This is a genomic window from Mucilaginibacter pankratovii, from assembly GCF_014773265.1.
In the GTDB taxonomy this organism is placed as follows: Bacteria; Bacteroidota; Bacteroidia; order Sphingobacteriales; family Sphingobacteriaceae; genus Mucilaginibacter; species Mucilaginibacter pankratovii.
This window is the reverse complement of the sequence record NZ_JACWMY010000005.1, coordinates 19,402-46,079: the sequence shown is the minus strand read 5'-3', so window position 1 is coordinate 46,079 and position 26,678 is coordinate 19,402. Positions and strand designations below refer to the sequence as shown.

Below are 26,678 nucleotides of genomic sequence, written 5' to 3'. Positions count from 1 at the left end.
GAGAGAAGAACGATCTTATATGTCAGTTTTAATATATGCCGAAAATGCCGGTGGCAAGTTCAAAAAATCAACATTCGAAGCTATAAGCTACGCCAAAGCAATAGCCGAGCAGGCGGGCACTAATCTTGTAGCCATATCTATTGGCGATGTTGCCCCGGGTGACCTTACTGCCTTAGGTAAATACGGTGCCGAAAAGGTGCTGAATGTATCTAACGATAAATTAAAGAATTTCGTGAACCAGGCCTACGCCTCGGTAATTGCCGAAGCAGCAAAGGTTCAGGGTGCGGATATAGTAGTGCTGTCTAACTCGTTCAGCGGGCGTGGCCTTGCTCCCCGTATCGGTGTGAAATTACAAGCCGGAGTTGCCGATGGAGCTGTTGCCTTACCTGTAATTGAAGGCGGTAAATTCACCGTGAAGAAAACTGCATTCTCCGGCAAAGCGTTTGCAACCGTAGAGCTAACATCGGCCAATAAAGTTGTCGCCCTTACGCCCAACTCTTATAAAGTTGTAGAGAGCGCTGCTGCCGGCCAGGTGGAAGATTTTGCCGTGGAAACCAAAGAATCGGACTTTAAGGCGATGATTAAAGATATCGTACGCTCTACAGATAAGGTTTCTTTACCTGATGCTGAGATCGTTGTATCTGCAGGGCGCGGATTAAAAGGCCCCGAGAACTGGGGTATGGTAGAAGAACTGGCCGAACTGCTTGGTGCGGCTACTGCCTGCTCTAAACCGGTATCTGATGCCGGATGGCGCCCGCATAGCGAACATGTTGGCCAAACAGGTATAGCTGTCAGTCCAAATTTGTATATTGCAATAGGAATTTCGGGTGCTATACAGCATTTGGCCGGTGTAAGTTCGTCAAAGGTTATTGTAGTTATTAACAAGGATGCCGAAGCGCCATTTTTTAAAGTGGCCGATTACGGTATTGTTGGCGATGCTTTTGAGGTACTGCCAAAATTAATTGCTGCGGTTAAGGAATATAAAGCTTCGGTTTAAAACGAATTTGTTGTGATGGGTAATGATATGAAAAAGATAAAGCTGGATATTGTGGGCCTATCCTACAGCCAAACGCAGTCCGGCGCGTATGCGTTGGTATTAGGCGAAGTAAGCGGCCGCCGCAGGTTACCTATCATCATTGGCAGTTTTGAGGCGCAGGCCATTGCCATTGAGATAGAGAAAATGACCCCAAGTCGCCCGCTCACCCACGATCTGTTCAAGAGCCTTGGCCAGGCGTTTAACATTACCGTACAGGAAATTATCATCTACAATTTGGTAGATGGCATATTTTACTCCAAACTGGTTTGTTTTGATGGTAAAAAAACGGTGGAGATAGATGCCCGCACTTCAGATGCAATTGCCGTATCTGTACGGTTCGATTGCCCTATTTATACTTATGAGTTCATCCTTTCTACCGCGGGTATTGTGATAGAGGGCAACGATTTTGTCTATTTAGAGAACATCAACGAAACTACCGAAGAAAAAACACCTTCCACACCTGCGGGTTCGTTCACATCTTTAAGCGATGATGAGTTAAAAACACGCCTGCAACAAGCTCTTTCCGAAGAAGCCTATGAAAAGGCTGCCAAAATTCGCGATGAGCTGAATAAGCGGAAAGCTTCATAATTCATTTGTGGGCATATTACGATGTGTGTAAATTCTGCGCGCCATTGTTTCCCTGTTTCGCATAATTTCAGTACTTTCCGCTTTTGAATTGAATACTTTACTATTACTGATTTAACTCTGGCCCTATATGAATATTAAGTCCCGCTTAATACTGATGAATTTTATGCAATTTTTTATTTGGGGGGCGTGGCTGCTAACTATTGGTGCCTATTGGTTTCAAAATAAAAATTGGTCGGGAGCGCAATTTGGGGCTATTTTTTCTACTATGGGTATCGCATCCATATTTATGCCCACCATTACCGGTATACTTTCTGACAGATTTATCAATGCCGAAAAACTTTACGGGATAATGCATTTATTAGGCGCATGTACCTTATGTGCTTTGCCAATGGTTAAAGACCCAACTACATTTTTTTGGGTGATGCTGCTCAATATGGCGTTTTACATGCCTACGCTATCCCTATCTATTACAGTGGCTTACTCGGCACTTAAGAGCCAAAATATCGACGTAGTAAAAGATTACCCCCCTATCCGCACCTGGGGGACCGTGGGTTTTATAGTTGCTTTATGGGCTGTTAGTTTAACTCACAACGAAACGTCGGCCAACCAGTTTTACATTGCTGCCGCTGTTGCTGCTACTTTAGGTATTTACTCATTTTCACTGCCTAAGTGCCCACCGTTATTGAATAAGGCCGCAGCAACCACCAAAACTTTTGCGCACTCGTTAGGATTGAATGCTTTCGCATTGTTCAAATCGCCAAGGTTTGCCATATTTTTCGCGTTTTCGCTATTGTTAGGCGCGGCCTTACAGCTAACCAATGCATACGGCGATACTTACCTTCACGATTTTGCGAAGATGCCTGCTTTTAAAGATACAGTTGCGGTAAAATATCCGGCAATTATCATGTCTATCAGCCAAATCTCCGAGACCTTATTTATTCTCGCTATCCCGTTCTTCCTGCGCAAGTTTGGTATCAAGTATGTAATGTTATTTAGCATGATAGCCTGGGTGCTGCGTTTTGGCTTATTTGCCTTTGGCGATCCGGCCGACGGTTTATGGATGATTGTGCTATCGTGCATTGTATACGGAATGGCTTTCGATTTCTTCAATATCTCAGGTTCGCTGTTTGTAGAAACACAGGCCGCACCAGAGATCCGCGGCAGTGCGCAGGGATTGTTTATGATGATGGTAAACGGTTTCGGCGCCTTTTTTGGCAGCAACGTAAGTGGCTGGTTAATAGACAAATACTTTATCCTCGGAAATGGGGAGAAAGACTGGCACGGCATCTGGCTCAGCTTCGCGGGCTACGCTTTAGTGATCGCTATCATATTCCCATTTGTGTTTAGGTATAAACACAACGCGGCGTTAAAATTTGCTATAGAACACGCTTAGTGAGATAAAAGACCAAGGATAAAAGACAAAATTATAATAGCTTACTTAACAACCTTATCACCAACAAGCTATGAAAAAGCATTACCGGCACGAAACCGATTGCCTTAACTGCGGAACCGATTTACAAGGAAACTTTTGCCATAAATGTGGGCAGGAAAACCTGGAGATGAAGGAGAGCTTCGGGCATATGCTCAACCACGCCGTAAGCGACTACTTTCATTTCGATTACCAGTTTTTTCATACCCTGAAACCGCTTTTTGCCAAACCGGGAAAACTTACTGTAGATTATTTAGCGGGCCGAAGGATGCAATACCTGCATCCGGTGAAGATGTATATTTTTATCAGTTTGGTTTTCTTTGTGGTGTTTTTTAAGCAAAACGGCAAAGATTTAGTTAAAGTAACCGATTCCAAAGAAAAGGGCAGCGCCACCATTAGCCCCCTTAAAGCTAAGATGCTTGAAGGGATAGAAAAAGATACGAGCCTTACCCCCGCTGAGAAGGAAAAAGCAAAACAAGCTATCGGATATATATCCGGTTCGGTAGCCGATCATGATTCCATTAAGAATACCAAAAAAACAGTAAATGGTAAGACTGTATATTACACGGATGATCCGGAAGAGGTGGCTAAAGGAAATTTTAACTTTATCGGTGACAAAGATAGTTCAAAAACCTACGACGAGTACCTGAAAAATCAAAGCAAACACCCTGAAGGCGAGAGAGATGGTCTTATACTAAGATACATAAAAAAGAAGAGTTACGATTGGAAGAGCCAGGGTAAAAACGCCCCTGAAATCTTGGTAGAAGGTTTAAAACACAATGCACCAAAGATGATGTTTGTGCTTTTGCCATTGTTTGCGCTGATATTGAAGATTGCCTTTTGGAAAAATCATAAATTATATGTGGAGCATATCATCTATTCGATACATCTGCATTGCTTTATCTTTCTATTCCTTACGTTCACCATAATAATTGGTATGATACTGCCGCATAGCTGGAGTAATGTGATGAATTGGATAAGCTTTATAACTACCATCTCAATTATCTGGTACGTCTATCGCTCGTTCCGGGTGGTATATAACCGTAGCCGATGGCGCACGGTAACAAAAATGCTGGGTGTATCGTTGATGTATGCGCTGGCAACGGGCCTTTGCTTTTTCGTATTTATTGTGATTACCATGCTAACATCGGTGTAAAATCACTTGCTAATATCTCCGTATTTTTACAATTTTCAATCAAAAAAAGGTCGTTTTTTGCGCCTTTTCATTACTATTTTTTGGCTTTTTTCCAGGTATTTTGTAATGCCTCCAAAGCGTTGGCCAGGTAGGCCATCGGAGCGTTCCAATTGATGGCAATTTCGTTCGTGGCGTAGGATCTGTCGTCATCTATAAAAGCTTCATCCGGAAAAAGTGATGGCACCTGGATCTTATCCTGCATCCCCGGATTAGGTCCGCCGGAAAGTAAGCCCGGCACCGGGTCCTCTATTCCATCCGCTACGGACGGGCGGTGGTGCGGATGCATCACAGGCTTGCTTCCAAAACCGGTAACATAACTATACCCTGTTCCGTTGCGCCCTAAAATGTAATCAAGGTTGGCAAGCGCGTTCTCCAGGTACTTTTTATTGCCCGATAATTTATAGGCCTTTATCAACAGGATGCCCTGGTTTGCCGCATTGCTGTTGCTGCCCCAGTTAAAGTTTGTTTTTGACTTCGTCATTACTGTTTGATAGGCATTGCTATCCGCGCCGGCTATAAACGCATCGGCAAAGTTCATCAGCTTTTCTTTTACCTCCTTTATTTGAGGATGATCTACTACATCAATTCCGGTGTTTTGGGCGAGTGTATAATATCCTAAAAGCTTTACATTCGACCAGGCGGGCACCTGCACTTTTTCATTTTTACTTAGACTAATCTTGTCAAGGTATTCCTCTTTGCCTGTTGTAACGAATAATTCAGATGCAGCCCAAAAAAACTCATCGGTTACGCCCCTGTCACCATATGTGCCGGTAACAACAGTGGGTTTAAACTGCCTGTTCATGACGTCCTGGTTATACAATACGGCGGGATTTTTAGCTGCCCAGGCCCATGCGTACTCTGATGCTTTTATACAAGAATCAGCCAGCCCGGGCAATTGCTTCGGGAATTTTTTAAAGATGCGCGATGCCTGCGCCATTACTGCCGCAAAATCCAGCGTGGCGGCGGTGCTTTTTTGTACCACGTACCTGGCTGAATCGGCCTTAACCGGCATGATCATCGCATCGAAACGCGGGTTGGTTAACTTGTGATAAACACCGCCGTCGTTTGGGTCCTGCATGGTGAGCATCCAGCGCAGGTTCCAAAGCACTTCATCCAGCACATCGGGTAATTGGTTATTACTTTCGGGGATATTCAGTTTTACGGTATTCATGTATCCCGGGAAATCCTCGTATAGCGAAAGCAGCGTAGCAGTAGTGATGCCGCTGTTAACAATGTATTTATTATAGTCGCCGGCATCGTACCAGCCGCGCGGCGACGAGATGATCATTCCCTCCGGCCGTTTCGCGGTAGCGGCAGACGCGTGGATCAGCACCTTATCATCCGGGTGCCCTGCCTCGCGGTGCCATTTGCCGGCGTACTTTTCATCCAGCGCAATAGATGCACGCTGAAAATAAAAGGCTTTGATGGTTCCGTCGGCTACGGCTTTCAGCGCATTTGGCTTTATTTCAAACGGGTAGGAATCGCCTTTGCCGGGTAAATTCACCACATACCTCCCCGGTTTATTAAACGCCGAAAAGTTAGCTATCGCAGTATACTTCCCCGAAAAGGCAGGCTGGCCTGATGCTTTTAATTCGCCGGTAAATAGGGTTTTACCATTGAGGGTTTTGATGTAGAATTTACCAGCCTGCTGCGCTGTAATGATAGCAATTTTGCCGGCTCCGGGGTAAAAGCCAACCTCGTTTAGGCGGATGATGCTTTTACCGCTCTCCATAGGCGCCTGTGCTTTAAGGCATAATTGCAGGCTTACACTTACTATAATTATTAAAAGGGCGAGCAGTCGTTTATAAATCATATGGCAGGTATTGGTTTTTATAAAGGTAAGGTGCACAAGCCTTTTCTGCTAATACTTTATTGCCAATTATGGGCATAAGCTTCATACTTTATTATCCACAAAAAAGGCCTGTACTTTTACGCACAAGCCTCATTTTTTTATATTTTGCTCTTATTAAAACAACCTGTAAGCCAAGCTTAAATTGAACAAGCTTACACGGGTTTTGTAGTTGGTGCTACCATCAAAATAATTTTGTTTGGTAAGCCCCGCTTCGTAACGCAGATCGACTGATATTTTCTGAATATCTACCCCTGCTCCTACCTGGATGGCAAAGTTCGAATCCTTGTAATCTAATCTGGTTGCCCCACCTATAGCGCTGCCAAAGTTATTGTCTTTATTAATGGCGAATGATAATAATGGGCCTCCGTAAAACCTGCCGCCGAAACCTAAAGCACCAACTTTAGCGCCCAGCAAAAGCGGCACATCAATACTGGTAAATTTTGCACTGCTTTTGGTAGAAGAACCGTTGTTGATATCAACATTTTTGCTCGTGAGGTAGATCTCTGGCTGGAAGTTGAAGCCCAGGGCGCCAAAACGTGCCCAAAAACCACCAAGGTACCCTGCACGGTTATTGCTGCTGAGCGAACTACCGCCCGATGACAGGCTGGTTAAATTTACGCCACCTTTTACACCGAACTGAACGCTTGGCAAAACCTGCGCCTGCGCAGTTACAGCACCGGTTAAAAATATGGACAGCACGAGTATTAACTTTTTCATAAGGTTATAATTTTTTTAGTGTTAACAACAAAAATAAGCTTTTGTGTTATTAAAATCGCCCTGCGGATACAGAAAGGGCTTTAATGGAAATATCCGGCACACCGTTGAAAATGGTGCGCCGGATACCTGTTGTAATTCTGCGATAAATGTAATATAATATTACAATAAGATGCAAATTTTATTATAATGATAATTTACCTTGATAATAATCTAAAATTTTGTTATATATATAAACTGAGTACCTGGCGTTAATCATGTTCAATTTTGTCCTGTCGAGGTTGTTTTTGGCTACTACAAAATCTACCGAGGTAAGCACACCAGCGTTGAAGCGGATCTCCGCCGTACGGAACGATTCGGTATAAGCTGCTACCTGTTCTACCAGTACATTATATTTTTCGTAAGCCGAGGTCATGTTCAAATACGCCTGCTCTAAATTTTGCCTTAACTGCACTTTCGTGGTTTGTTCAACATAGATGCTATTCTGCAGATCTATTTTAGCTAACGACACCTTGTTGCGCTTTTGCAGGTAGCCTAATATTGGTACCCTTAAACTGATACCTACGTTGGTACCGCGGTTGTTTTTAAACTGATCGACATAGCTAACATCCTGCCCGGCAATTTGCCCTGAACTGGAGATATTAGTTGATAGCCCGCCAAACAGCGAAACGGTTGGGTACAACGCACCGCGAGCCACACTCACTCCTTTTTCTGCACTTTGGCGCCTAAGTGTAGCGGCCTTTACGTAAGCCAGCTGGGCCAAAGCAACGTTATATACGTCATCTGCCGAGTTCGGCGTTTGTTTGGCCAGGTCTTCTGCATTTATTGGTGCAAGATTAATATTATCCTTATAAGGGATGTTCAGTATCTGTAATAAACTCAATTTAGAACCTTTTAAGGTAGCTATCGTGTTCACTACGTTCAACTGGTTATCACCATAAGTACCCTTTAAATCGTAAAGGTCTGATGGTTGTTTATTTGCTCCCTCGTTCTCTAATATATTCAGACGCTCTACCTGTTTTTTGGAAACATCCAGCTGGTTTTTTACCTGGTTAAGCAATTCGGTATTGTTCAGTACCAGCAGGTAAGCGGTTATCACGTTTATGGTAACCTGGTCTTTTGCCTGCTGCAGGTCCATTTTACCGGCCTGGTAGGCTAATGACGTTTGCTTAATATTATTCAGGTTTTGTAAACCGCTGAACAAAGTAAGATCGCCGTTTAAGTTATAGTTACCCGATTTAAACGATTGGTTCACATAGGTATTGGTGGAGGGATCGATACCGCGGCCGCTGCTGATGCTATGATCTACCTGGCCACTGATGGCAGGCAGCATATATTCTTTGGCCTGGTTTGAATTTACCTGTGCAGTTTGCAGCAAGAGTTCGCTCTTTTTTACATCGAGGTTGTTTTTGACAGCAATATCAATGCATTGTTGCAGGTTAAGTGTGGTATCGGCAGTTTGGGCTTGCGCCAGTGCCGGGATAGTTAGGGTTAAGCTAAAAAGTAGGTATTTAAAGTATCGCATTTTGTGTTATAGTTCAGAATTTTTTTGAAGATTCTACCCTTCCATCCAACAGGTTAATAATGCGCGAACCATATTCCGCATTTTTTTCGGAGTGTGTTACCTGGATGATAGTAACGCCATCTTCTTTGTTTAATTTACGGAACAGCTCCATGATCTCTTCGCCTTGTTTGGAGTTAAGGTTACCGGTAGGCTCATCGGCCAAAAGCAGTTTTGGTTTGGCTATCAGCGCGCGGGCTATACCCACCAGTTGCTGCTGACCGCCCGATAGTTGCGCCGGGAAAAGATCCTTTTTGCCCACAATGTTAAAACGATCGAGCATATCGGCCACCATGGCTTTGCGTTCGCTGCCTTTTACATCCTGGTAAATAAGCGGTGTTTCAATGTTTTCGTAAACGGTTAGCTCATCAATAAGGTGATACGCCTGGAAAACGAAGCCGATGTATTGTTTGTACAAGGCCGAGCGCTGCTTTTCTTTCATCTGGTGAACGGGCTGATCTACAAAGTAGTGGAACCCGGTGGATGGTTCATCTAACATGCCGATGATATTGAGCAAGGTAGATTTACCCGAACCCGACGGGCCCATGATAGATACAAACTCGCCCTCATCAACATCAAGGCTGATATCGTTGATGACGAAATTTTTGTTGCCGCCAACCTGGTAATACTTCGAAATATGCTGTAGTGATAACATTTTAACTGGTTAAGATTAATGGATAATTGTTTACTGGTTGCAATTTCTTAATTTGATTTTGGCATTAAAGTATCAATAACATACCAAAGTTATAATATACTAATAATCAGTTTATTATAATTAAAATTAATTGTTACACTGTTCGCTTCTGTACAGCGTGCGTTCGGTAATGATACAGTATGGTGCGTGGTGAATAGAGAGTGGTTAGTAGTTTCATTATCGATTACGGGGCTTAGGCAATATGCAGATTGGTAAAACGAAAATGGTGAGTTGAAAATCAACTCACCATTTATATTAGTGCTACGCTCAACTCACCATTCTCCACTCACTACTCACTGCGAAGGCTCTTCACCGGGTTGCTCAGTGCGGCCTTAAAGGATTGATACCCTACGGTAATGAAGGCAATCACAATGGCCATCCCCCCTGCCAGGGCAAACACCCACCAGGAGATATCTATCCGGAAGGCAAAGTCCTGAAGCCAGCGGCTCATGGCGTACCAGGCCAGCGGCGAGGAGATCACCACGGCTATCAAAACCAGTTTCAGGAAATCTGAAGAGATAAGGCCCACAATGCTCATTACATTGGCTCCCAATACCTTGCGGATACCAATTTCTTTTACACGCTGACGGGTGCTGAATACCGCTAAACCGAACAAACCTAAGCAGGAGATAAATATGGTAACAATAGTAAAAGCCTTGAGGATAGAGCCCGTACGCTGATCTGCTTTGTAGAGTTCTTCAAATTCCTGGTCGAGGAAATGATAATCAAACGGTTTGTTTGGGTAAAATGCCTTCCACTTCGCCTCTACCGCAGCTATAGTGCTCGCGGTATTTTTACCCGATGTTTTTATAAGCAGTTTGCCAAACCAATCGTACTCGGGGAACATCACTATCGGTGTAATTTCCTGATGAAGCGATGCAAAGTTGAAGTCTTTAGCAACGGCTTTAATGGTACCCATACGGCCGTTCAAGCCTATTTTCTTGCCCACAGCCTCTTCCGGTTTCCAGCCGAGCGCCTTTACGGCTTTTTCGTTCAACACAAAGCTGTAAACGCGTTTTTCATTGTCGGCGGTTAATACCTGCTGCTCGTCATCCATGTTGAGCTGCCTGCCGGCAACAAGTTTTATTCCAAGGGTGGTTAAAAAACTTTTCTCGATAGGTATCGCGGTTACTGATAAACTATAATCGGCCGTTTTGCCTTCAGCGGTATTAATGGAATACCCGCCGCGTACGTTCACCGGCGAATCGTAACTTGCTGTAGAACCCAGTACGCCGCTTTGCTGGTTTATCTCGCTTTTAAAAGCTTCGATATTTTTAAATGGAATACCGCCAATATCAAGCACCAGCACCTGGTCGCGGTTAACGCCCGTATTCAGGCTTTGCATGTATCTTAACTGGCTGCCAGCTATCAACGTACTGATGATAAAGAAAACAGATACCACAAACTGGAAAACCACCAGCGATTTGCGCAGCACATTGCCGCCGGCCTGCCCGGATACTTTACCTTTTAAAGTTACAATGGGTTTAAATGCTGATAGGAATAACGAGGGATAAGTGCCTGCTAAAAGTATTACCAATATAAACACCGCAACCAGCGCCTCTGTAAGCCATACCGTGTTCCAGGTTTCGAAACCTAATTGCTGGCCGGTAAAATTGCTGAACGCCGGGAAAAGCAAAGCCAGCAGCACCATACCTGCTAATAAGGAAAACAGCGTAATGATACCCGCTTCCATGATAAATTGCATGAACAGCTGCCCGCGCATAGCACCCATTACTTTTCTTACGCCTATCTCCCGCGCGCGCTCGGCAGAGCGGGCCGTAACGAGGTTAAGAAAGTTTACGCAAGCCAATAGCAGCAGCACCACGGCAACAATGCCCAGGATATAAATGTACTTGATACTGCCCGGCGCTTCTAAACTGTATTGCGCGTTAGAATATAAATGCACCCGGGTAAGGGGTTCCAGTGTGTATAGGGTTACAGCATCTTTACTTTGCTCTTTCAGGATATTTTTAATGTAGGCATTCATTTTTGCCTCGAGCGCGGCAATATTGGCATCGGCCTTTAATAAAAAGTAAGAGTAATTACTTGCCGAACTCCATTTATACTCTTTAATACCATTCACAATAGCCGAATTGGCTATCATATCAAACTTAAGTTGCGAATAAGCAGGCACATCCTCTATCACACCGGTCACCATCAGGTTATGTTTGTCATCAACCTTTAGTATTTTCCCTATAGCATCGTCGCTACCAAAATATTTTTTTGCGGTAGATTGCGTGATTACGATGGACGATGGATCTGTTAATGCCCGGGTAGCGTCGCCCTTTAAGAAATTAAAACTGAACATGTTGAAAAACGAGCCGTCGGCTGCAAGCATATTCTTTTCGTTGAAGATCTTGTCGCTGTATTGCACAACGGCAGGTCCATCGCCCGAGTAATTGAAAACGCGCACACCGTCGGCAATTTCAGAGAACTCCTGTTTATAAACAGGGACTACGGCAGTTTGCGTAACGGCCAAATAACGGCCTTCTTTATCATCTGCCGATTTAAAACTGTAAGCAACGCGTACTATTCTGTCTGCGTTTTTATGAAAACGATCGTAACGCAGCTCGTTTATTAAATAAGTTGCCAGCAACAAAAAGCAACAAATGCCCACGGCTAAACCGGCTATGCTGATGAATGATGTGGCTTTGTTTTGCAATAAATTACGCCACGCGGTTTTTAGGTAGTTCTTGATCATGATTACACTGATTTATTATTGATTACACCGACTCTTTATCTTTTTTCTGTCTTGTTTCCTGATTCTTGTTGTCTTGCTTCTCCTCTATTCGCTCTTCAAACTCTTCACTGGGTTGGCTATCGCCGCTTTTACCGATTGAAAACTAACGGTAAGCAGCGCAATAAGCACCGAGAGCACCGCCACAAATACAAACGTGCCCCAACTAATGCTGATGTGATAGGCAAAATCTTTCAGCCACAGGTTCATGGCGTACCAGGCAAGCGGCCAGGCTATCAGGTTTGATACCAGCACCAGTTTTATAAAATGGCCCGATAGCAACAACACAATATTTTGCACCGATGCACCCAGCACTTTGCGTACGCCTATTTCCTTGATCCGCTTTTCGGCAGAGAAGGATGCCAGGCCAAATAAGCCGAGGCAGGAAATGAGGATAGCTAAGCCTGCCAGTATGCCCACTATTTTACTCACCTGGTTATCCGCGCGGTAAACTTCTGCAAAATGGTCATCGAGAAATTCGTATTCGAAAGGATGATCGGGGTTTACTTTCTTCCAGGTATCTTTAATAAAACCAACGGCCGCTTTCGCGCTGCCGGGTTTTATCTTCACCGACACCGTTCTGAAACCCCACTCATCCTGGTTAACGATGTACAGGTTCTCCACTTTGTAATGCAGCGAATTAAAGTTGAAGTTTTTGGAGATCCCGGTAATTACGCCAAGGGAATCGTATCCAAAGCGCTGCCCTATTAACGAGGCCATAGTAGCCTTTGGGTGATCTTTCAACAGTTCGTTAGCCATTGCTTCGTTAATGATGTATTCGCGGCCGTTCGCAGATTTTTCGGAAGAGAAATTCTTCCCCTGGGCAATCTTAATATCGTAAACTTTTAGGTAATCATCATCCACAATAAGTTGCGTGGCCGCCATATTCCTTACCGGCGAATCGTTATACTTAAAGTCTACGCCCGATTGGTCTAAATGGCTCCCCAGCTGATCTTGCGACGCGGTTACGCCGGCAACAAGTGTATTGCCCAATAATTGCTGTTTAAATAACTGGTATTTCTGCCCCGAGATCCTGTCGAGTGGAATAGTTACGATCTGATCGCGCGTAAAACCGGGGTCCTTCTCCTGCATAAATTTCAGCTGTTTCACTACAAATACCGTAGCTATCATCAGGAATACAGCGCTGGTAAATTGCCCAACAACCAATATGTTACGTAAGGTACCTTTGTTTTTACCGGTCTCTACCGAGCCTTTTAAAACCTTCACAGGCTGAAATGAAGACAGGAACAATGCCGGGTAAGCACCCGATAAAATGCCCACCACAATGGTGCCTAATAAAATAAGCGGCAGAAACAAAGGCTTGCTTAAAACCGGCAAGGATATATCGCGCAGGCTGAGGTTATTTACATATGGCAATGCTATTTCTACCAGGCCGATGGCCAAAACCAATGCCAGCAGCGATAACAAAATAGTTTCGCCCAAAAATTGCAGGGCCAGTTGCGGCCTGTTTGCACCTATGGATTTGCGGATACCTACCTCTTTGGCCCTATCGGCGGAGCGTGCTGTTGAGAGGTTCATGAAATTAACACAGGCAATAACCAGCACTATTATGGCTATAATAGCAAAAAGGTTAGTTGATTTCTGATCGAACTTTTGAAAATTGAGGTAATCGAGACCGATCTCTGTTGAGCCGGCATGGACCTCTTTAAGCGGCAGATAAAACAATTCGTAAAACTTCCAGCCCTCGCCATTCATGTGTTTTTTGAGAAAGGCGGGCATCTTTTTTTCAAATGCTTTTAAATTGGTGCCGGGTGCAACTTTAAGGTAGGTATTGAGCCAGTTACCGCCCCAGTTGTCCATCCATTTTTGGTGGATACCGGGCAGGGAGTACAAAGCATCAAACTGTAACTGCGAGTTTTTTGGCGCGTTTGCCATCACTGCTGTAACAGTGAATTTAAGTGTATCGCCGCCGTAATGGTTGATAATTTTGCCTATCGGATCTTCCTTGCCAAAAAGCTTTTCGGCTGTTTCCTGCGTAATGGCAATACTGTTTGGCTTTTTAATAGCCTCAAGCGCATTGCCTTTTATCACTGCAAAGTTGAAAATACTTAAAAACGACGAATCCACAGCGAATACCTGCGGTACAAAAACTCGTTTTTCGTTATAAGTTAGCTGGTATTTTTTATCCCATTTTACGCGGGTATAATCCTTCACCTCCGGGAATTCGGCCTTTAGCGCCGGCGCCATAGGGTACATGGATAAAGCTACTTTTTGCGAGGCCGCCATGCCCGGGAACTTTTGCACCTCGTTCAGCCGCACAATATCTGTACCATGGAAGCTATCGAAGCTTTTCTCGTACGATACAAACAGCAGGATAACAATACAGGCGGCCATACCTACGGCAAGCCCCACCATATTGATAACGGAAGAAATTTTGTTCTTCCACAGATTGCGCCAGGCGATCTTAAAATAGTTTTTTATCATGATTACACCGATTTATTTTTTGTGATTACACCGATTTAAGCTGATTCCACCGATTAATCTGCATATCTGTAATTTGCACATCTGCACATCTATTATTCACTCTTTAAACTCTTCACCGGGTTTACCAGGGCGGCACTTACTGCTTTGTAGCCTACGGTTAACCACGCGATAATAACAGAGAGAGAAATGGTAAGCACAAACACGCCTGCCCCGGGCGTTATCCGGTACGTAAACCCTTGCAGCCATTGCTGCATAAAGTACCATGCTACCGGCGCGGCAATTACAAATGCCACCACAATAAGCATGGTAAACTCCTTAGAGAACAGGTAAATAATATTGCCAACCGATGCGCCAAGGGTTTTGCGGATACCGACCTCTTTAGTGCGCTGTACCGCCATAAACGATACCATGCCGTACAAACCAAGGCAGGATATAAATATGGCGATGCCCGCGAAGATCTTGTACAGTTGCGAAAGCTGGTCTTCTTTTTTGTAGAAGTTAGCTATCTTCTCATCTAAAAACTTGTATTCGTAAATATTATCGGGGAAGGTGCGGTTCCATATTTGTTCTATACCGGCGAGGGTTTGCTTAATATTGGCAGGCTTTAGTTTGATGTTGGCTATCTCGTACTGGTCTTTCCAGGCACCCATTATTACCGGCGGCACCTGGTCGCGAAGGGATACGGTATTGAAATCCTTCACCACGCCAACTATGCGCGCCACCCTCCGATCCCAAATGTTGATGTTTTTACCAATAACGTCTTTAGCATCTTTTACGCCAAGGCTTTTCACCATTGCCTCGTTAATTACAAACTCCCTAAGGGTATCGCTTTTTATATACGGGCGACCGGCAACGAAGGTCATCCCGTAGAGTTTAAAATATTCTGCGTCGGCCCATTTTAAACTGGCTTTGGTTTCGGCATTTTCGGCTGCGTCGTTATATTTAAAGCTTGTGCCCCAATTCTTATCATCCGAGGGACTACCATAACTCAAGCTAAAATCCTGCACACCGGGTTGTTGGATGATCTCGTTTTGCAGTGCAGTTAGTTTAAGGCGGGTAACACTATCCGAAGCTAAAGGCACGGTTATAACGGCTTCTTTATCAAAGCCCAGCGGGCTGCTTTTAAAATGGTCGAGCTGGCTTATTACTATTATAGTTGCAATCACCAAAACCTGGGCTATGCCAAATTGCAAAACCACCAAACTGCGCCTGAGCGTAACGCCGCTGCTTTTTGTAGTGCTGATCTTATTTTTTAAAGCCGATATGGGATTAAAGCCGGAGAGCACAACAGCCGGGTAAAGGCCGGATAATAAAGTAACGCCTACAACCACCCCAACCAGGAACAGAACCATATCTGTGTTTGCCAAAAAATTGGCATTCAGCTTTACTTCCAGCAGGTTATTTAATGATGGCAACACGGCCTCGCTCAGCGCAATTCCTAATCCAACGGAAATAAGCGTGATAATAAAAGTTTCGCTGATGAATTGCAGGATAAGCTGCTTGCGGCCGCTGCCCAATACCTTACGGATACCAACCTCCTTAGAGCGGTTTACCGCCTGCGCCGTAGCCAGATTAATAAAGTTAACACAAGCGATCACTAACAGAAAAACCCCAATAAGGCTAATGGTTTTGATCAGATCTTTACTGAACACCTGGCCGCTAAAAATAGGCACTTTACTATCGTAGTGCATATCTGTAAAAGCCTGTAGTTTCAAAAAGTCCTGGTTTTTCTTTTCGGGCTTATACTTGTTTACAAATGATTTTAAAAAGCTGTTGAAACTTGCGGGACTTACCTTCTCAGGCAAAATAATAAAGCAATTATGTGCACTGAGATTACTCCCCCAATCGGCAAGGTTTTGTAAGTAGCCCGTGTTTTTGATGGTACTGTACGATACGGCGATATCTATAGGCAAGTCGGTATTGGCGGGATGATTTTGGAGTACCCCGGTAACTTTCAGGTCTATCTTATTATCGCAACGTACGGTTTTACCAATGGCATCCTGCCATTTACCAAAATATTTTTCGGCAACATGCTGTGAAAGAATAACGGTATTCGGTTCGGTTAAGGCGTTTTGTTTATCGCCACCCAGCCATTCAAAATCAAATATTTTAAACATTTGCGGCTCGGCAAAATACACATCGTCGTCGTTGAATTTTTTTACCTGTCCGGTATGTTCATCGGTAACGTTCATCTGCAGGTCGTAATTGTTGAACACGGATGCCACTTGCGGCAACTGGGCATAATCAACCCTAAGCGCAGGCGCAACAGGCATGGGTACCCCGCCTTTGTATTTGATGCCATCGGGGGTATGCCTTTCGGTAATTACGCGGTAGATATTATCTTTTTTGGTATGATAATTATCAAAGCTGGTTTCGAAATTAACCACCAAAAATATCAGCAGGCAGGCGGCGATCCCAATAGCCAGCCCGGTGATGTTGATAATGGTATAACTTTTATTGCGAAGCAGGCTGCGCCATGCGGTTTTAAAATAGTTCTTTATCATGTTTTTTGATTACACCGATTAAGTATTGATTACACCGATTTATCTTGACTCTTGATTCTTGTTGTCTTGACTCTTTCTTCCTTATTCACTTTTCAAACTCTTCACCGGGTTTACCAGCGCGGCTTTTACGGCTTTGTAACTTACGGTTAACCAGGCTATACCCATCGAGCCTACGATGGCCAGGATAAACACGCCCGCTGTTAATGGTATGCGGTAGGCAAAGTTCTGCAGCCATTGCGACATGAGGTACCAGGCCAACGGCATGGCAATAACAAAGGCGATGGCTATCAGCAATAAAAACTCCTTGGAGAACATGAAAACAATATTGGCTACCGATGCACCCAATACTTTGCGAACGCCTACTTCTTTTGTGCGCTGCACCGCCATGTATGATACCAGCCCGTACAAGCCAAGGCAGGAGATAAAAATGGCAATACCCGCGAAGATCTTGTAAACCAGTGCTAGTTTGTTTTCCTGCTCGTAAAATTTAGCGATGTTATCATCCAGGAAATAGCCGTTATATGCATATTCCGGGTAAGTTTTTTCCCAAAGGGCTTTAATAGTAGTAACCGTATTAGAAAGGTTGCCGGTTTCGATCTTTACCGCTGCAAGCGATTCGAACTGCTTGCGTGGCGCTATAGTTATCGGTTTAACGGCATCGCGCAGCGAATTGGTTTTAAAATCCTTAACAACACCGGTAATGGTTGCCCATGACTTGGCGCCGCCCATTTTTAAGGTTTTTCCGATTGCATCTTCTGCCCTTTTTACACCAAGCTTGTGTATCAGCGTTTCGTTAACTACCACCTGGCGGGTAGTATCGGCCGGGTCGTACCCTTTGCCGGCGGCAAACTTAAAGCCGAAAGTTTTAAAATAATCGGCATCGCCAAATTTAAGGAACGTAGCAAATGTTGCGCCCTTAGGATCGTTATTGTAATAGAAGTTAGAGCCCCAGTTATTATCTGAAGACGGCGCATCGGAAGCAAAACTTATCGATTTTACCCTTGGGTTTGCCAATAATTGCTGTTTAAAGGTTTCTATTTTGCTCAGGCTGATGCTATCAGTATAGCCCGGTAATATCAACACCGCGCTTTTGTTGAAGCCAAGGTCGGCCTCATTTACAAAGTTCATTTGTTTAACAGCTACCAGAGTGCCTATGATAAGCAGTTGCGCTATAACGAACTGGCCAACAACCAATGCTCTGCGCAAAGGTATCCCACCTACCGATGCTGCTGTAATTTTGTTTTTAATAGCCAGTATGGGTTTAAAGCCCGATACAATAAGCGCCGGGTAAATGCCCGATAGCAAAATAACCGTCAGGGTGGTTAACAACAGGGACGACACCGTGCCCACGTTGAACAAGCCAATACCATCCGGTACACTGGCGATATTTTTAAGATAAGGCAAAGAAAACAACGCGATAACAGTAGCGATAACCACAGAGAAAACTACGATAAGTGTAGTTTCGCCCAATACCTGGGATATCAGTTGCTTCCTGGTGCTACCCAATACCTTACGAATACCAACTTCTTTTGATCGGCTTACCGATTGCGCAGTAGACAGGTTGATGAAATTGATGGATGCCATTACGATAATTAGCGCCGCGATAAGTGCCAATATGCGGATGGTTGCCATGCTGGTGCTATGGTCGCCGATGGTGTTACCAAAACGGGTATCAAAGTGCATGTCTTTCAGCGGTTGTAAAAAATGAGCGCGGGTTACCTTGGTTTTATCTTCGCTATATTTACGTGTAAAAGGCACCAATTGGGCATCCATGTTGGCGGCAGTAAAGCCTGCCGGTAGTTCGGCAAAGATCTGGTGGTTGCTGCTTAACGATCCCCACTCATTAGAGTAATTATAGTCTTTGGGATGCTGTTTCCAGGTGATGTAAGATACCATCACTTTCAGGGGGAAGTCGCTATTGGCAGGGGCATCGCCAATAATGCCTGCTACGCGCAGGGTTAAAACGTTATCCATTTTAAGCGTCTTGCCCATGGCCTGTTTCCAGTCGCCAAAGTATTTGATGGCAGTACTTTTATCAATTACCACCATATTGGGCTGTTTTAACGCGCTTTTGTCGCCGGCCAGCCATTCGGAGTGGAAAATATCGAAGAACTGCGGCTCCATAAAGAACACACCCATAGGCTCACTGAATTTTTTATCGTTCACGGCGTTCGTAGGGTCGTTACCCGGTACAGTTAGCTGGCTGCCATAGCTGGAGTTTATCGCGGCAAACTTTACTTGTGGGAAGTCAATACGCAAGGCATCCAGTCCCGGTACGGACACACCTGGATTATAGGTGGTACCATCTTCGCCCATTTGCTGGGTAACCACATGATAAAGGCTTTTGTAGTTGGTAAAACTGGTGTTGAAGCTCAGCTCGAACTGCAGGATAACAAATATGAGCAGACAGGCAGCGATGCCAACGCTTAAGCCGGAAATATTGATTATGGAGTAACCTTTATGGCGGAGAATATTACGCCAGGCGATTTTGAAGTAATTTTTAAACATACAAACCGATTTTGCCGTAACATAGTTAAAAGCTGTACCAGTTTTATAAATTATTGATTATTAGTATTTTAAGAATTGACTAAATTATCGGAAATGTTCGCAAGCGTAACAGTGTGTGTTCGGTTATGATACACCTTGGAGAGTGGTGAATGGTGAGTAGAAAGTGGTTACTATCATTCTCACTACTTTGCTCACTATTCTCCACTCACCACTAATACCCAAAATACTTAATATACGTATCCAGGTCCTTATCTCCTCTCCCCGACAGGCAAATGACTACATTATCACCTTTGTCAAAGGTCATTTTCTCCAGGTAGGCCAATGCATGTGCCGTTTCTATGGCGGGGATGATGCCTTCCATTTGTGAGCAAAGCAAACCTGCCTGCAGTGCTTCATCATCGGTAATGCTTACGTATTTGGCGCGGTTTATTTTGTACAGGTGCGCATGCTGCGGGCCTATACCGGGATAATCCAACCCTGCGGAGATAGAATACGGTTCTTCCACCTGCCCGTCAGCTGTTTGCATCAATATGGTACGGCTGCCGTGCAAAACACCTTCCCTACCAAGGAAGGTAGTTGCTGCCGAATGGCCGCTTTCCACGCCTTTACCGGCTGCTTCAACGGCTACTAATTTTACATCCTCATCATCCAAAAAATGGTAGAACATACCCATTGCATTGCTGCCGCCGCCTACACAAGCCATTACATATTGCGGTAACTCGTTGCCGGTTTGCTCCAGCAGTTGTTTTTTTGCTTCGAGGGAGATGATAGACTGGAACTTAGCCACCATATCCGGGTAAGGATAAGGGCCTACCACCGAGCCGATGATGTAGTGCGTATCAACCGGGTTGCCTATCCAGTCGCGCAGGGCTTCGTTTGTAGCATCCTTAAGGGTTTTACTACCCGATGTTGCCGGTACCACCTTAGCGCCCAGCATCTTCATGCGGGATACGTTTGGTGCCTGCCGGGCCATATCTATTTCGCCCATGTATACCACGCATTCGATGCCTTTGAGGGCGCAAACGGTAGCTGTTGCCACACCGTGCTGCCCCGCGCCGGTTTCGGCGATGATGCGTTTTTTGCCAAGGCGCTCGGCTAATAAGATCTGCCCTATGGCGTTGTTTATTTTATGCGAACCGGTGTGGTTAAGGTCTTCTCTTTTGAAGAAGATATTAGCACCATACTTTTCGGAATAGCGTTTTGCATGATATAAAGGCGAAGGGCGGCCCACGTAATCGCGCAGTAATTGTTCAAACTCCGCTACAAAGCTGGGGTCGTTCATTACTTTAATATACTCCTGCCTCAGTTCCTCTACGTTGGGGTAAAGCATTTCGGGGATGTATGCCCCGCCAAAATCTCCGTAATACCCCTGGTCGTTAACTCCGTACTTCATCGCTGTTGAATGTTTTTATAATATTAAATGCTTCTTTAAGCTTATCAATGTCTTTTAATGCCGGCGCCGATTCGAACCTGCTGTTCAGATCTACACCGTACAGCATGGGGTGTTTGATGTTACCAACCTCCGCCAAATTCTCCAGGCTTAGGCCTCCCGATAAAAAGAAAGGCACATCGCCGGTGTACCTGTTCAATACTTCCCAGTTAAAGGTTTTTCCCGAACCGCCGTGTGCCACCGTTTTGGTATCGAACAGAAAATAATCCACTTTGTTAGCGTAATTCTCCAGCCGGCTAAAATCAAAATCCTCGTCTACACCAAAAGCTTTAATAACAATAACCTTTGTCCGGAACATGGCGCAATGATCCGGAGTTTCGGCACCATGCAGCTGGATAGCCTCAAAACCATATTTGTTCATGGTTTTGTTGATCCGTTCTACCGATGCGTTTACAAATACGCCTGTTTTCAGGATATGATCTGGCAGGGTGGCTAAAATATCTTCATCCAGCTCCCCAATAAATCGCGGCGACCTGCTATAACAGATGAACCCCATATAATCTGGCGACAATGCCGCAACCGCTTCGATATTATCCGGGTGTTTTAAACCACAAATTTTTATCTTCATATTAGTTGGCGATCAAAGTTTTAAAGCTCTGCAGTGCCTTTTTGCTGATGAGCGATTCCTCCGCCTCGTAAAAACTATCTGCAAACGTTTTGCCCGGCGACATGGTTTTAATGGCCATTGCCGCGTTGGATAATACTACATTGGTTTGCGCTTTGGTAGCTTCATCGTTAAGCACCTTCATAAAGATCTCTGCCGAATCGCTCACGGTATGCCCGCCGGTTATTTCGTTTTCGTTTAGTTTATCAAAGCCAAGGCTTTCTATGGTATTCATCTTTTCGCCTTCGGCAGAGAAGGTTTTAAAATCGCAGGTAAGCGAGATCTCGTCGTAACCATCCAAAGCGTTAAGGATGGTATATTTAATGCCCGATTTTTGGTATAGATACGCGTAAACCCGTGCCAGTTCGAGGTTAAACACCCCTACCAGCTGGTTGCCGGGTTTAGCCGGGTTTACCAGGGGGCCAAGCATATTAAAGAAAGTTTTAACGCCAAGCTCTCGGCGGATGGGCGCAACTGTTTTCATAGCCGGGTGAAACAAAGGGGCATGCAGAAAACAGATATTCGCCTTATCGATGCTGCTTTTCAGCTTATCGGCATCGTTGGTGAACACATAGCCCAAATGCTCCATTACGTTGGATGACCCACAGCCGGATGATACGCCGTAGTTGCCGTGCTTAGCCACCTTGTACCCTGCCCCTGCTACTACAAATGAAGCGAGTGTGGAGATGTTAAAAGTGTCCTTACCATCGCCGCCGGTACCGCAAAGATCGATGAGCTCGCCGGTTTCCAGGTCGATAGGCAGGCAAAGTTCCAGCATGGCATCGCGGAAACCTTCCAGTTCATTCACGGTGATGCTGCGCATGCAATAGGCCGTCATGAAGGCTGCCATTTGCGAGTTATTGTATTTACCCAAAGCGATGTTCTTCAAAATTTCTTTCGATTGCTCGCGGCTGAAGGTTTTGTGTTCAAAAAGATGGTTAAGTATCTGTTTCATGTTAGGGCATAAAAAAAGGGCTACCTTGCGGCAACCCTTCTGTATATCTGTAAAAAACAAAAAATGAGGCTGCCTTACGAATTTTCGTTAAGCCACCACCAATTATTGTTTAATGTGTTAATTTTCATTGTTATGGCAAAGATGGAAATACTTTTCACTAAAAGCAAGAATAATGATGTTTTTGAAAGAGTTAAAAGCATTAAGATTTTTTTGCCTTCCGTTCCGGGTGTTCCACTTTTGTGTGAAACACCCCGAAACACCATTATCTCTGAATATCAGCGTTTTAAATAAAATAAGTGAAACACTTTGGAACATCCCCGCACGTTAAATAACCGCCATAAATTACTACCTATCAAGCAATTAAATAAAATTTAAATTTTACTCTAACCAGAGGTGAAACACTTTTTGTGGAACACCTGCCAGATATAATCGCCCTGAAAAAGTTTACACTTTTACGGTTGATCCTAGTGTAAATTAATACTTCACAGCGGCCCCGACGCTATAAATTGTAAAGGAATTTCTGTAAAATTGCTCATACATCTGTCCGTGTATTTTCGATATTTAGTGATTGAATGAAGAACCGTAAACTACCAGGGTTTCGCATTCACTCATTCACTCAATCCATCCTTCAAAATTATTCTCCATGGCGATAAAAGAACAAAAAATAAACCCCGAAAACGACCTTGGCTTTGGCCCGCAGCCGGTTATTAAAAGCCAGCCGCTCATTAATAAGGATGGCTCGGTGAATGTGCGGCGTAAAGGCCTCGCGTTTTTTAATACGGCCGATAATTACCATACCCTCATTAAAATGAGTTGGGGTAAATTTTGGGTTATTATATTAAGCGGGTACCTTTTTGCCAACCTGTTCTTTGCTACTATTTACGTGCTGATAGGCATGGATAGCCTTTACGGCTCAGCTGGCACCAGTACATTTGACCGCTTTTTAGACGCATTTTTCTTTTCGGCACAAACCATATCTACTGTTGGCTATGGGCATATCAGTCCGCATGGTGTTGTTGCCAATAGTGTTGCCGCCATCGAATCGATGATCGGTTTGCTGGCATTTGCTCTGGCAACAGGTTTGCTTTACGGGCGTTTTTCTAAACCATCGGCCAAAATTGTTTACAGTGATAATCTGCTGGTGAGCCCCTACCGGGAAAATGGCCAGGGCCTGATGTTCCGCATCTCTAACCTGCGGAAAAACGTTTTAATAGACCTTGATGTCGAAGTAGTTTTCTCTTACAATGAAATTGTGAACGGCAAAGCTACCCGCCGTTTCTTCCCCCTGGAGCTGGAACGCACCAGGGTAAGTATTCTTACTCTCAACTGGACGATAGTACACCCGCTTGATGAGAACAGCCCGCTGGCGGATATCACTCCCGAAGAACTGGAACGCACGCAGGCTTCGTTCTCAGTATTGCTAAAAGCCTTTGATGATACCTTCTCTCAAACCGTACACTCCCGCACCAGCTACACCTATGCCGATATGGTTTGGGATGCCAAATTTGTGCCGATGTTTGAACGGGATGAAGATGGAAGGATAGTATTGGATATGAGTAAGATAAGTGCTTTTAGTTCAGTGGTTCATTAGTTCAGTGGTTCATTGGTCTTGTAAGGTACATCTTATAACGTCACGCCGAATTTATTTCGGCACCCCACACGGCAGGTAAACGGCGCGCAAAGCGGTTATGCAAAGTGGCTACTTTTATGATGGGGTCCTGAAATAAATTCAGGATGACGGCTTGGGTTGGCACACCACCTACTAATGAACTAACGAACAAGTGAACCAATGAACTACCTCAACAACGCATTCCTCTCCTTCGCAAACACCTTATAAACCTGCCTATCTAAAAACGCGGGGAAGAATTTGCTGAGGAATACGGTGAGCTTACCTTGTGTGGTCATGATGAGGGTGCGGCTGCGGTTCTCTACGCCGTTGGCTATAATGGTTGCCACCTGTTCGGATGTCATCATCTTATTTTCTTCCAAAGTGCTTTCGCCTTGTTGTTTGCCGCTTTTATCGAGGGCGGTATTGCGAATATTGGATGCTGTGAAGCCCGGGCAGGCCACCATTACGTGTACGCCGGTTTTCAGGTTCTCTACCCGCAGGGCATCTAAAAAACCATTCATGGCATATTTACTGGCGGAGTAGCCGGCACGGCCGGGCAAACCTTTGTAGCCGGCTATTGAGGATACGCCCACTATGCTGCCTTTTGTTTTGCTTATCTCGGGCAGAGCATATTTGGTGCAATAAACTGTCCCCCAAAAATTTACGTCCATCAGGCTCTTTAAAACCTTCAGGTCTACATCCTTAAAAAGTGCACGCATGCTGATGCCGGCGTTATTGATGAGCACATCTACCCTGCCGAAGGTGAGTACCGCCTGTTTGATTAGCATAGCGCAATCCTGCTCAACGGTAACATCGCATTGCACAGCAACCGCTTTTACTTTTTGGTGGGTTTCAATATTTTGGGCGATTGTGCATAAATTCACGTAATGGCGTGCGCCTAAAACCAGGTTGGCGCCGCGATTGGCAAATTCTATAGCAAGGGCTTTACCGATGCCTGATGATGCACCGGTGATAACAATTACCTTATTTTTCAAGTTCATATTTCGGGGCAAATATCTGCGGTACGTCCGGCATCTTGATCTCCGGCATACGGAACATATATTTGGCAGCGAATATAATCATAGCACCATAAAAATGCCTGATGTGGGTCCAGGTAAATTTCGAACCCAGGTGCTTCCTGTAGTTAAGAATATAGGTTTTGGGGTAGTAGTAATTTTTATATCCGGCAAGGCGGATGCGGTACGAAAGGTCGATATCGTGTCCGAACGTGCTTAAACGTTCGTCAAACTCGCCCACCTCGTTCAATACAGATTTGCGGAGCAGCATAAAAGCACCATTTATCACATCAACCTCGGCAGTTTCAAACTCATCTACCCAATTATTGTCTTTGTGTTTGTACAGCCTCGATTTTACAAAGTGTTTGGCCAGGCCGGTAAGTTTAAAGAAAGTTTCCCAGGCGCGGTTAAAGCCCCTGCGTGATACATGGAGGAAGCGCCCCTGCGGGGTAAGCATCCGCACGCCCACACCACCCGCATCCGGATGATTATCCATAAACGCCAGTGTACCATCAAGCGCGTTGCTGGCTGCAATTGTATCCGCATTGACCATTAAAACATACTCCCCGCTTGCCTGTGCTAACGCAAGGTTGCGGCTTTTGGCTGTGCCCAAATGTTTTTCGTTCAGGATAGTATGGGCTTTTGGGAACTCCATTTGCAGCATCTTTACCGAGCGATCTGTAGAGGCATCGTCAACAACAATTAATTCATAATCAATGTGTTTACAAGCTTTAATTAAAGAGTCGATAGACTGCTTCAGCAAAGCGCACATATTGTAATTAACTACAATGACAGAGAGTTTCATAAGCGATCAGGATAATGAATTTTCGTACGGAACCCTCGTCACAATAGATCTTCCTAATGTGATCTCGTCCACGTACTCTAATTCACCACCAAAAGCTATGCCACGGGCAATGGTAGAGATATTTATATTGAATTGTTTTAAACGCTTGTGCAGGTAAAAGATGGTAGTATCCCCTTCCATGGTAGCGCTAAGGGCGAAAATCACTTCTTTTACGCCGTTCTCTTTCAGCCTTTCCACCAGGGTATCCACCTGCAGATCCGACGGGCCAATGCCATCCATCGGTGATATTAAGCCACCAAGCACGTGATAAACGCCATTGTATTGATTGGTGTTCTCAATGGCCATTACATCGCGGGTATCTTCTACCACGCAAACCAGGCTATGGTCGCGTTTTTTTGACGCGCAGATCTCGCAGACGGCGTTATCCGATATATTATGGCAGGTGCTGCAGAACTGAATCTCGTTGCGCAGGCGGCTTACAGAGGTGCTGAAACGGGCCACCTCCTCCTTATCGCGGTTAAGCAAATGCAGCACCAAACGCAGTGCAGTTTTTTGGCCCACACCCGGTAATTTGGCAAACTCAGCAACAGCATCCTCCAGCAATTTCGACGAAAAATTCATTGGGCGAAAATAAGGAATTTAGGTGATGGTTCATAGATGATAGTTGATGGGGTAAGTGGTGTTGGTTGATGGGGTGAGTGGTTGTTTTGGCGATGAAGGAAGATAAACTTTACGTCATGCCGAATTTATTTCGGCACCCCACATGCAAAGCTCGCGGTTATGCAAATAGGCTTAGCATGGTGGCTACCTTTATGATGGGGTGTTGAAACAAGTTCAACATGACGTTTATCATAATTTAAAACTACTTATCAATAATGGCGTTGCCTTCGGCCCACGCTTTCCAGGGCTGCGCTGCGCTCCGGCCACGTTTACCCCGCTAGCGCCCTACGCACCGTGGCTTCCCCTTCCAATCGTT

19 protein-coding genes are annotated in these 26,678 nt (G+C 44.8%); 5 read left to right on the top strand and 14 right to left on the bottom strand.

Annotated features, from left to right (window positions below; genetic code table 11):
• Positions 1 to 19: 19 nt before the first annotated feature.
• The 4 genes from IDJ77_RS10740 to IDJ77_RS10725 all read left to right on the top strand — a co-directional run bounded on the left by IDJ77_RS10740 (position 20) and on the right by IDJ77_RS10725 (position 4,209).
• Positions 20 to 997, top strand: a complete 978-nt coding sequence (locus tag IDJ77_RS10740) for an electron transfer flavoprotein subunit alpha/FixB family protein (RefSeq protein WP_191188956.1) — start codon at positions 20 to 22, stop codon at positions 995 to 997.
• A gap of 27 nt (positions 998 to 1,024) precedes the next feature.
• Complete coding sequence (locus IDJ77_RS10735) at positions 1,025 to 1,624, top strand: bifunctional nuclease family protein (protein ID WP_191188955.1); 600 nt, start codon at positions 1,025 to 1,027, stop codon at positions 1,622 to 1,624.
• Between the two features lie 127 nt (positions 1,625 to 1,751).
• Complete coding sequence (locus IDJ77_RS10730) at positions 1,752 to 3,017, top strand: nucleoside permease (protein ID WP_191188954.1); 1,266 nt, start codon at positions 1,752 to 1,754, stop codon at positions 3,015 to 3,017.
• A gap of 70 nt (positions 3,018 to 3,087) precedes the next feature.
• Positions 3,088 to 4,209 carry a DUF3667 domain-containing protein gene (locus IDJ77_RS10725; protein ID WP_191188953.1) on the top strand — a complete coding sequence of 374 codons (1,122 nt, stop codon included), beginning with the start codon at positions 3,088 to 3,090 and terminating at the stop codon, positions 4,207 to 4,209.
• 73 nt (positions 4,210 to 4,282) lie between these two features.
• On the opposite strand, the gene IDJ77_RS10720 is transcribed toward IDJ77_RS10725, so the two are convergent.
• From IDJ77_RS10720 to trpD, 11 genes are all read right to left on the bottom strand, one after another.
• Positions 4,283 to 6,061 (bottom strand): glycoside hydrolase family 9 protein, encoded by a 1,779-nt coding sequence (locus IDJ77_RS10720; protein WP_191188952.1) that lies wholly within the window; start codon positions 6,059 to 6,061, stop codon positions 4,283 to 4,285.
• Between the two features lie 153 nt (positions 6,062 to 6,214).
• Complete coding sequence (locus tag IDJ77_RS10715; protein WP_191188951.1) at positions 6,215 to 6,817, bottom strand: porin family protein; 603 nt, start codon at positions 6,815 to 6,817, stop codon at positions 6,215 to 6,217.
• Positions 6,818 to 6,998: 181 nt separating this feature from the next.
• Entirely contained in the window at positions 6,999 to 8,339 is a 1,341-nt protein-coding gene (locus IDJ77_RS10710; RefSeq protein WP_191188950.1) for a TolC family protein, read from the bottom strand.
• A gap of 13 nt (positions 8,340 to 8,352) precedes the next feature.
• The gene (locus IDJ77_RS10705) at positions 8,353 to 9,030 is read right to left on the bottom strand and encodes an ABC transporter ATP-binding protein (protein ID WP_191188949.1); all 678 of its coding nucleotides are present in this window, start codon (positions 9,028 to 9,030) and stop codon (positions 8,353 to 8,355) included.
• A gap of 328 nt (positions 9,031 to 9,358) precedes the next feature.
• Positions 9,359 to 11,770, bottom strand: coding sequence for an FtsX-like permease family protein (locus IDJ77_RS10700; protein WP_191188948.1), 2,412 nt, complete (start codon positions 11,768 to 11,770; stop codon positions 9,359 to 9,361).
• A gap of 84 nt (positions 11,771 to 11,854) precedes the next feature.
• Complete coding sequence (locus IDJ77_RS10695) at positions 11,855 to 14,251, bottom strand: ABC transporter permease (RefSeq protein WP_191188947.1); 2,397 nt, start codon at positions 14,249 to 14,251, stop codon at positions 11,855 to 11,857.
• Positions 14,252 to 14,343: 92 nt separating this feature from the next.
• Entirely contained in the window at positions 14,344 to 16,755 is a 2,412-nt protein-coding gene (locus tag IDJ77_RS10690; RefSeq protein ID WP_191188946.1) for an ABC transporter permease, read from the bottom strand.
• An 81-nt stretch (positions 16,756 to 16,836) separates the two neighbouring features.
• A complete protein-coding gene (locus IDJ77_RS10685; RefSeq protein WP_191188945.1) occupies positions 16,837 to 19,263 on the bottom strand; it encodes an ABC transporter permease in 2,427 nt (808 codons plus the stop codon).
• Between the two features lie 211 nt (positions 19,264 to 19,474).
• Positions 19,475 to 20,656: a tryptophan synthase subunit beta gene (gene trpB, locus IDJ77_RS10680; protein WP_191188944.1), complete on the bottom strand. Its 1,182-nt coding sequence runs from the start codon at positions 20,654 to 20,656 to the stop codon at positions 19,475 to 19,477.
• Positions 20,640 to 21,281 carry a phosphoribosylanthranilate isomerase gene (locus IDJ77_RS10675; protein ID WP_191188943.1) on the bottom strand — a complete coding sequence of 214 codons (642 nt, stop codon included), beginning with the start codon at positions 21,279 to 21,281 and terminating at the stop codon, positions 20,640 to 20,642. Before IDJ77_RS10675 ends, trpB begins: the two co-directional genes overlap by 17 nt.
• A 1-nt stretch (position 21,282) precedes the next feature.
• A complete protein-coding gene (gene trpD, locus IDJ77_RS10670) occupies positions 21,283 to 22,272 on the bottom strand; it encodes an anthranilate phosphoribosyltransferase (RefSeq protein WP_191188942.1) in 990 nt (329 codons plus the stop codon).
• Between the two features lie 643 nt (positions 22,273 to 22,915).
• Between trpD and IDJ77_RS10665 the strand changes: the two genes are divergently transcribed.
• Positions 22,916 to 23,863 (top strand): ion channel, encoded by a 948-nt coding sequence (locus IDJ77_RS10665; protein WP_191188941.1) that lies wholly within the window; start codon positions 22,916 to 22,918, stop codon positions 23,861 to 23,863.
• A gap of 203 nt (positions 23,864 to 24,066) precedes the next feature.
• Here IDJ77_RS10665 and IDJ77_RS10660 read toward each other — a convergent pair whose 3' ends face one another.
• The 3 genes from IDJ77_RS10660 to recR are packed head-to-tail and all read right to left on the bottom strand — an operon-like array spanning position 24,067 to position 26,323.
• Positions 24,067 to 24,882, bottom strand: a complete 816-nt coding sequence (locus IDJ77_RS10660) for an SDR family oxidoreductase (protein WP_191188940.1) — start codon at positions 24,880 to 24,882, stop codon at positions 24,067 to 24,069.
• Positions 24,866 to 25,702, bottom strand: a complete 837-nt coding sequence (locus IDJ77_RS10655) for a glycosyltransferase family 2 protein (RefSeq protein WP_191188939.1) — start codon at positions 25,700 to 25,702, stop codon at positions 24,866 to 24,868. Before IDJ77_RS10655 ends, IDJ77_RS10660 begins: the two co-directional genes overlap by 17 nt.
• A gap of 6 nt (positions 25,703 to 25,708) precedes the next feature.
• Positions 25,709 to 26,323, bottom strand: coding sequence for a recombination mediator RecR (recR, locus tag IDJ77_RS10650; RefSeq protein ID WP_191188938.1), 615 nt, complete (start codon positions 26,321 to 26,323; stop codon positions 25,709 to 25,711).
• Positions 26,324 to 26,678 lie beyond the last annotated feature (355 nt).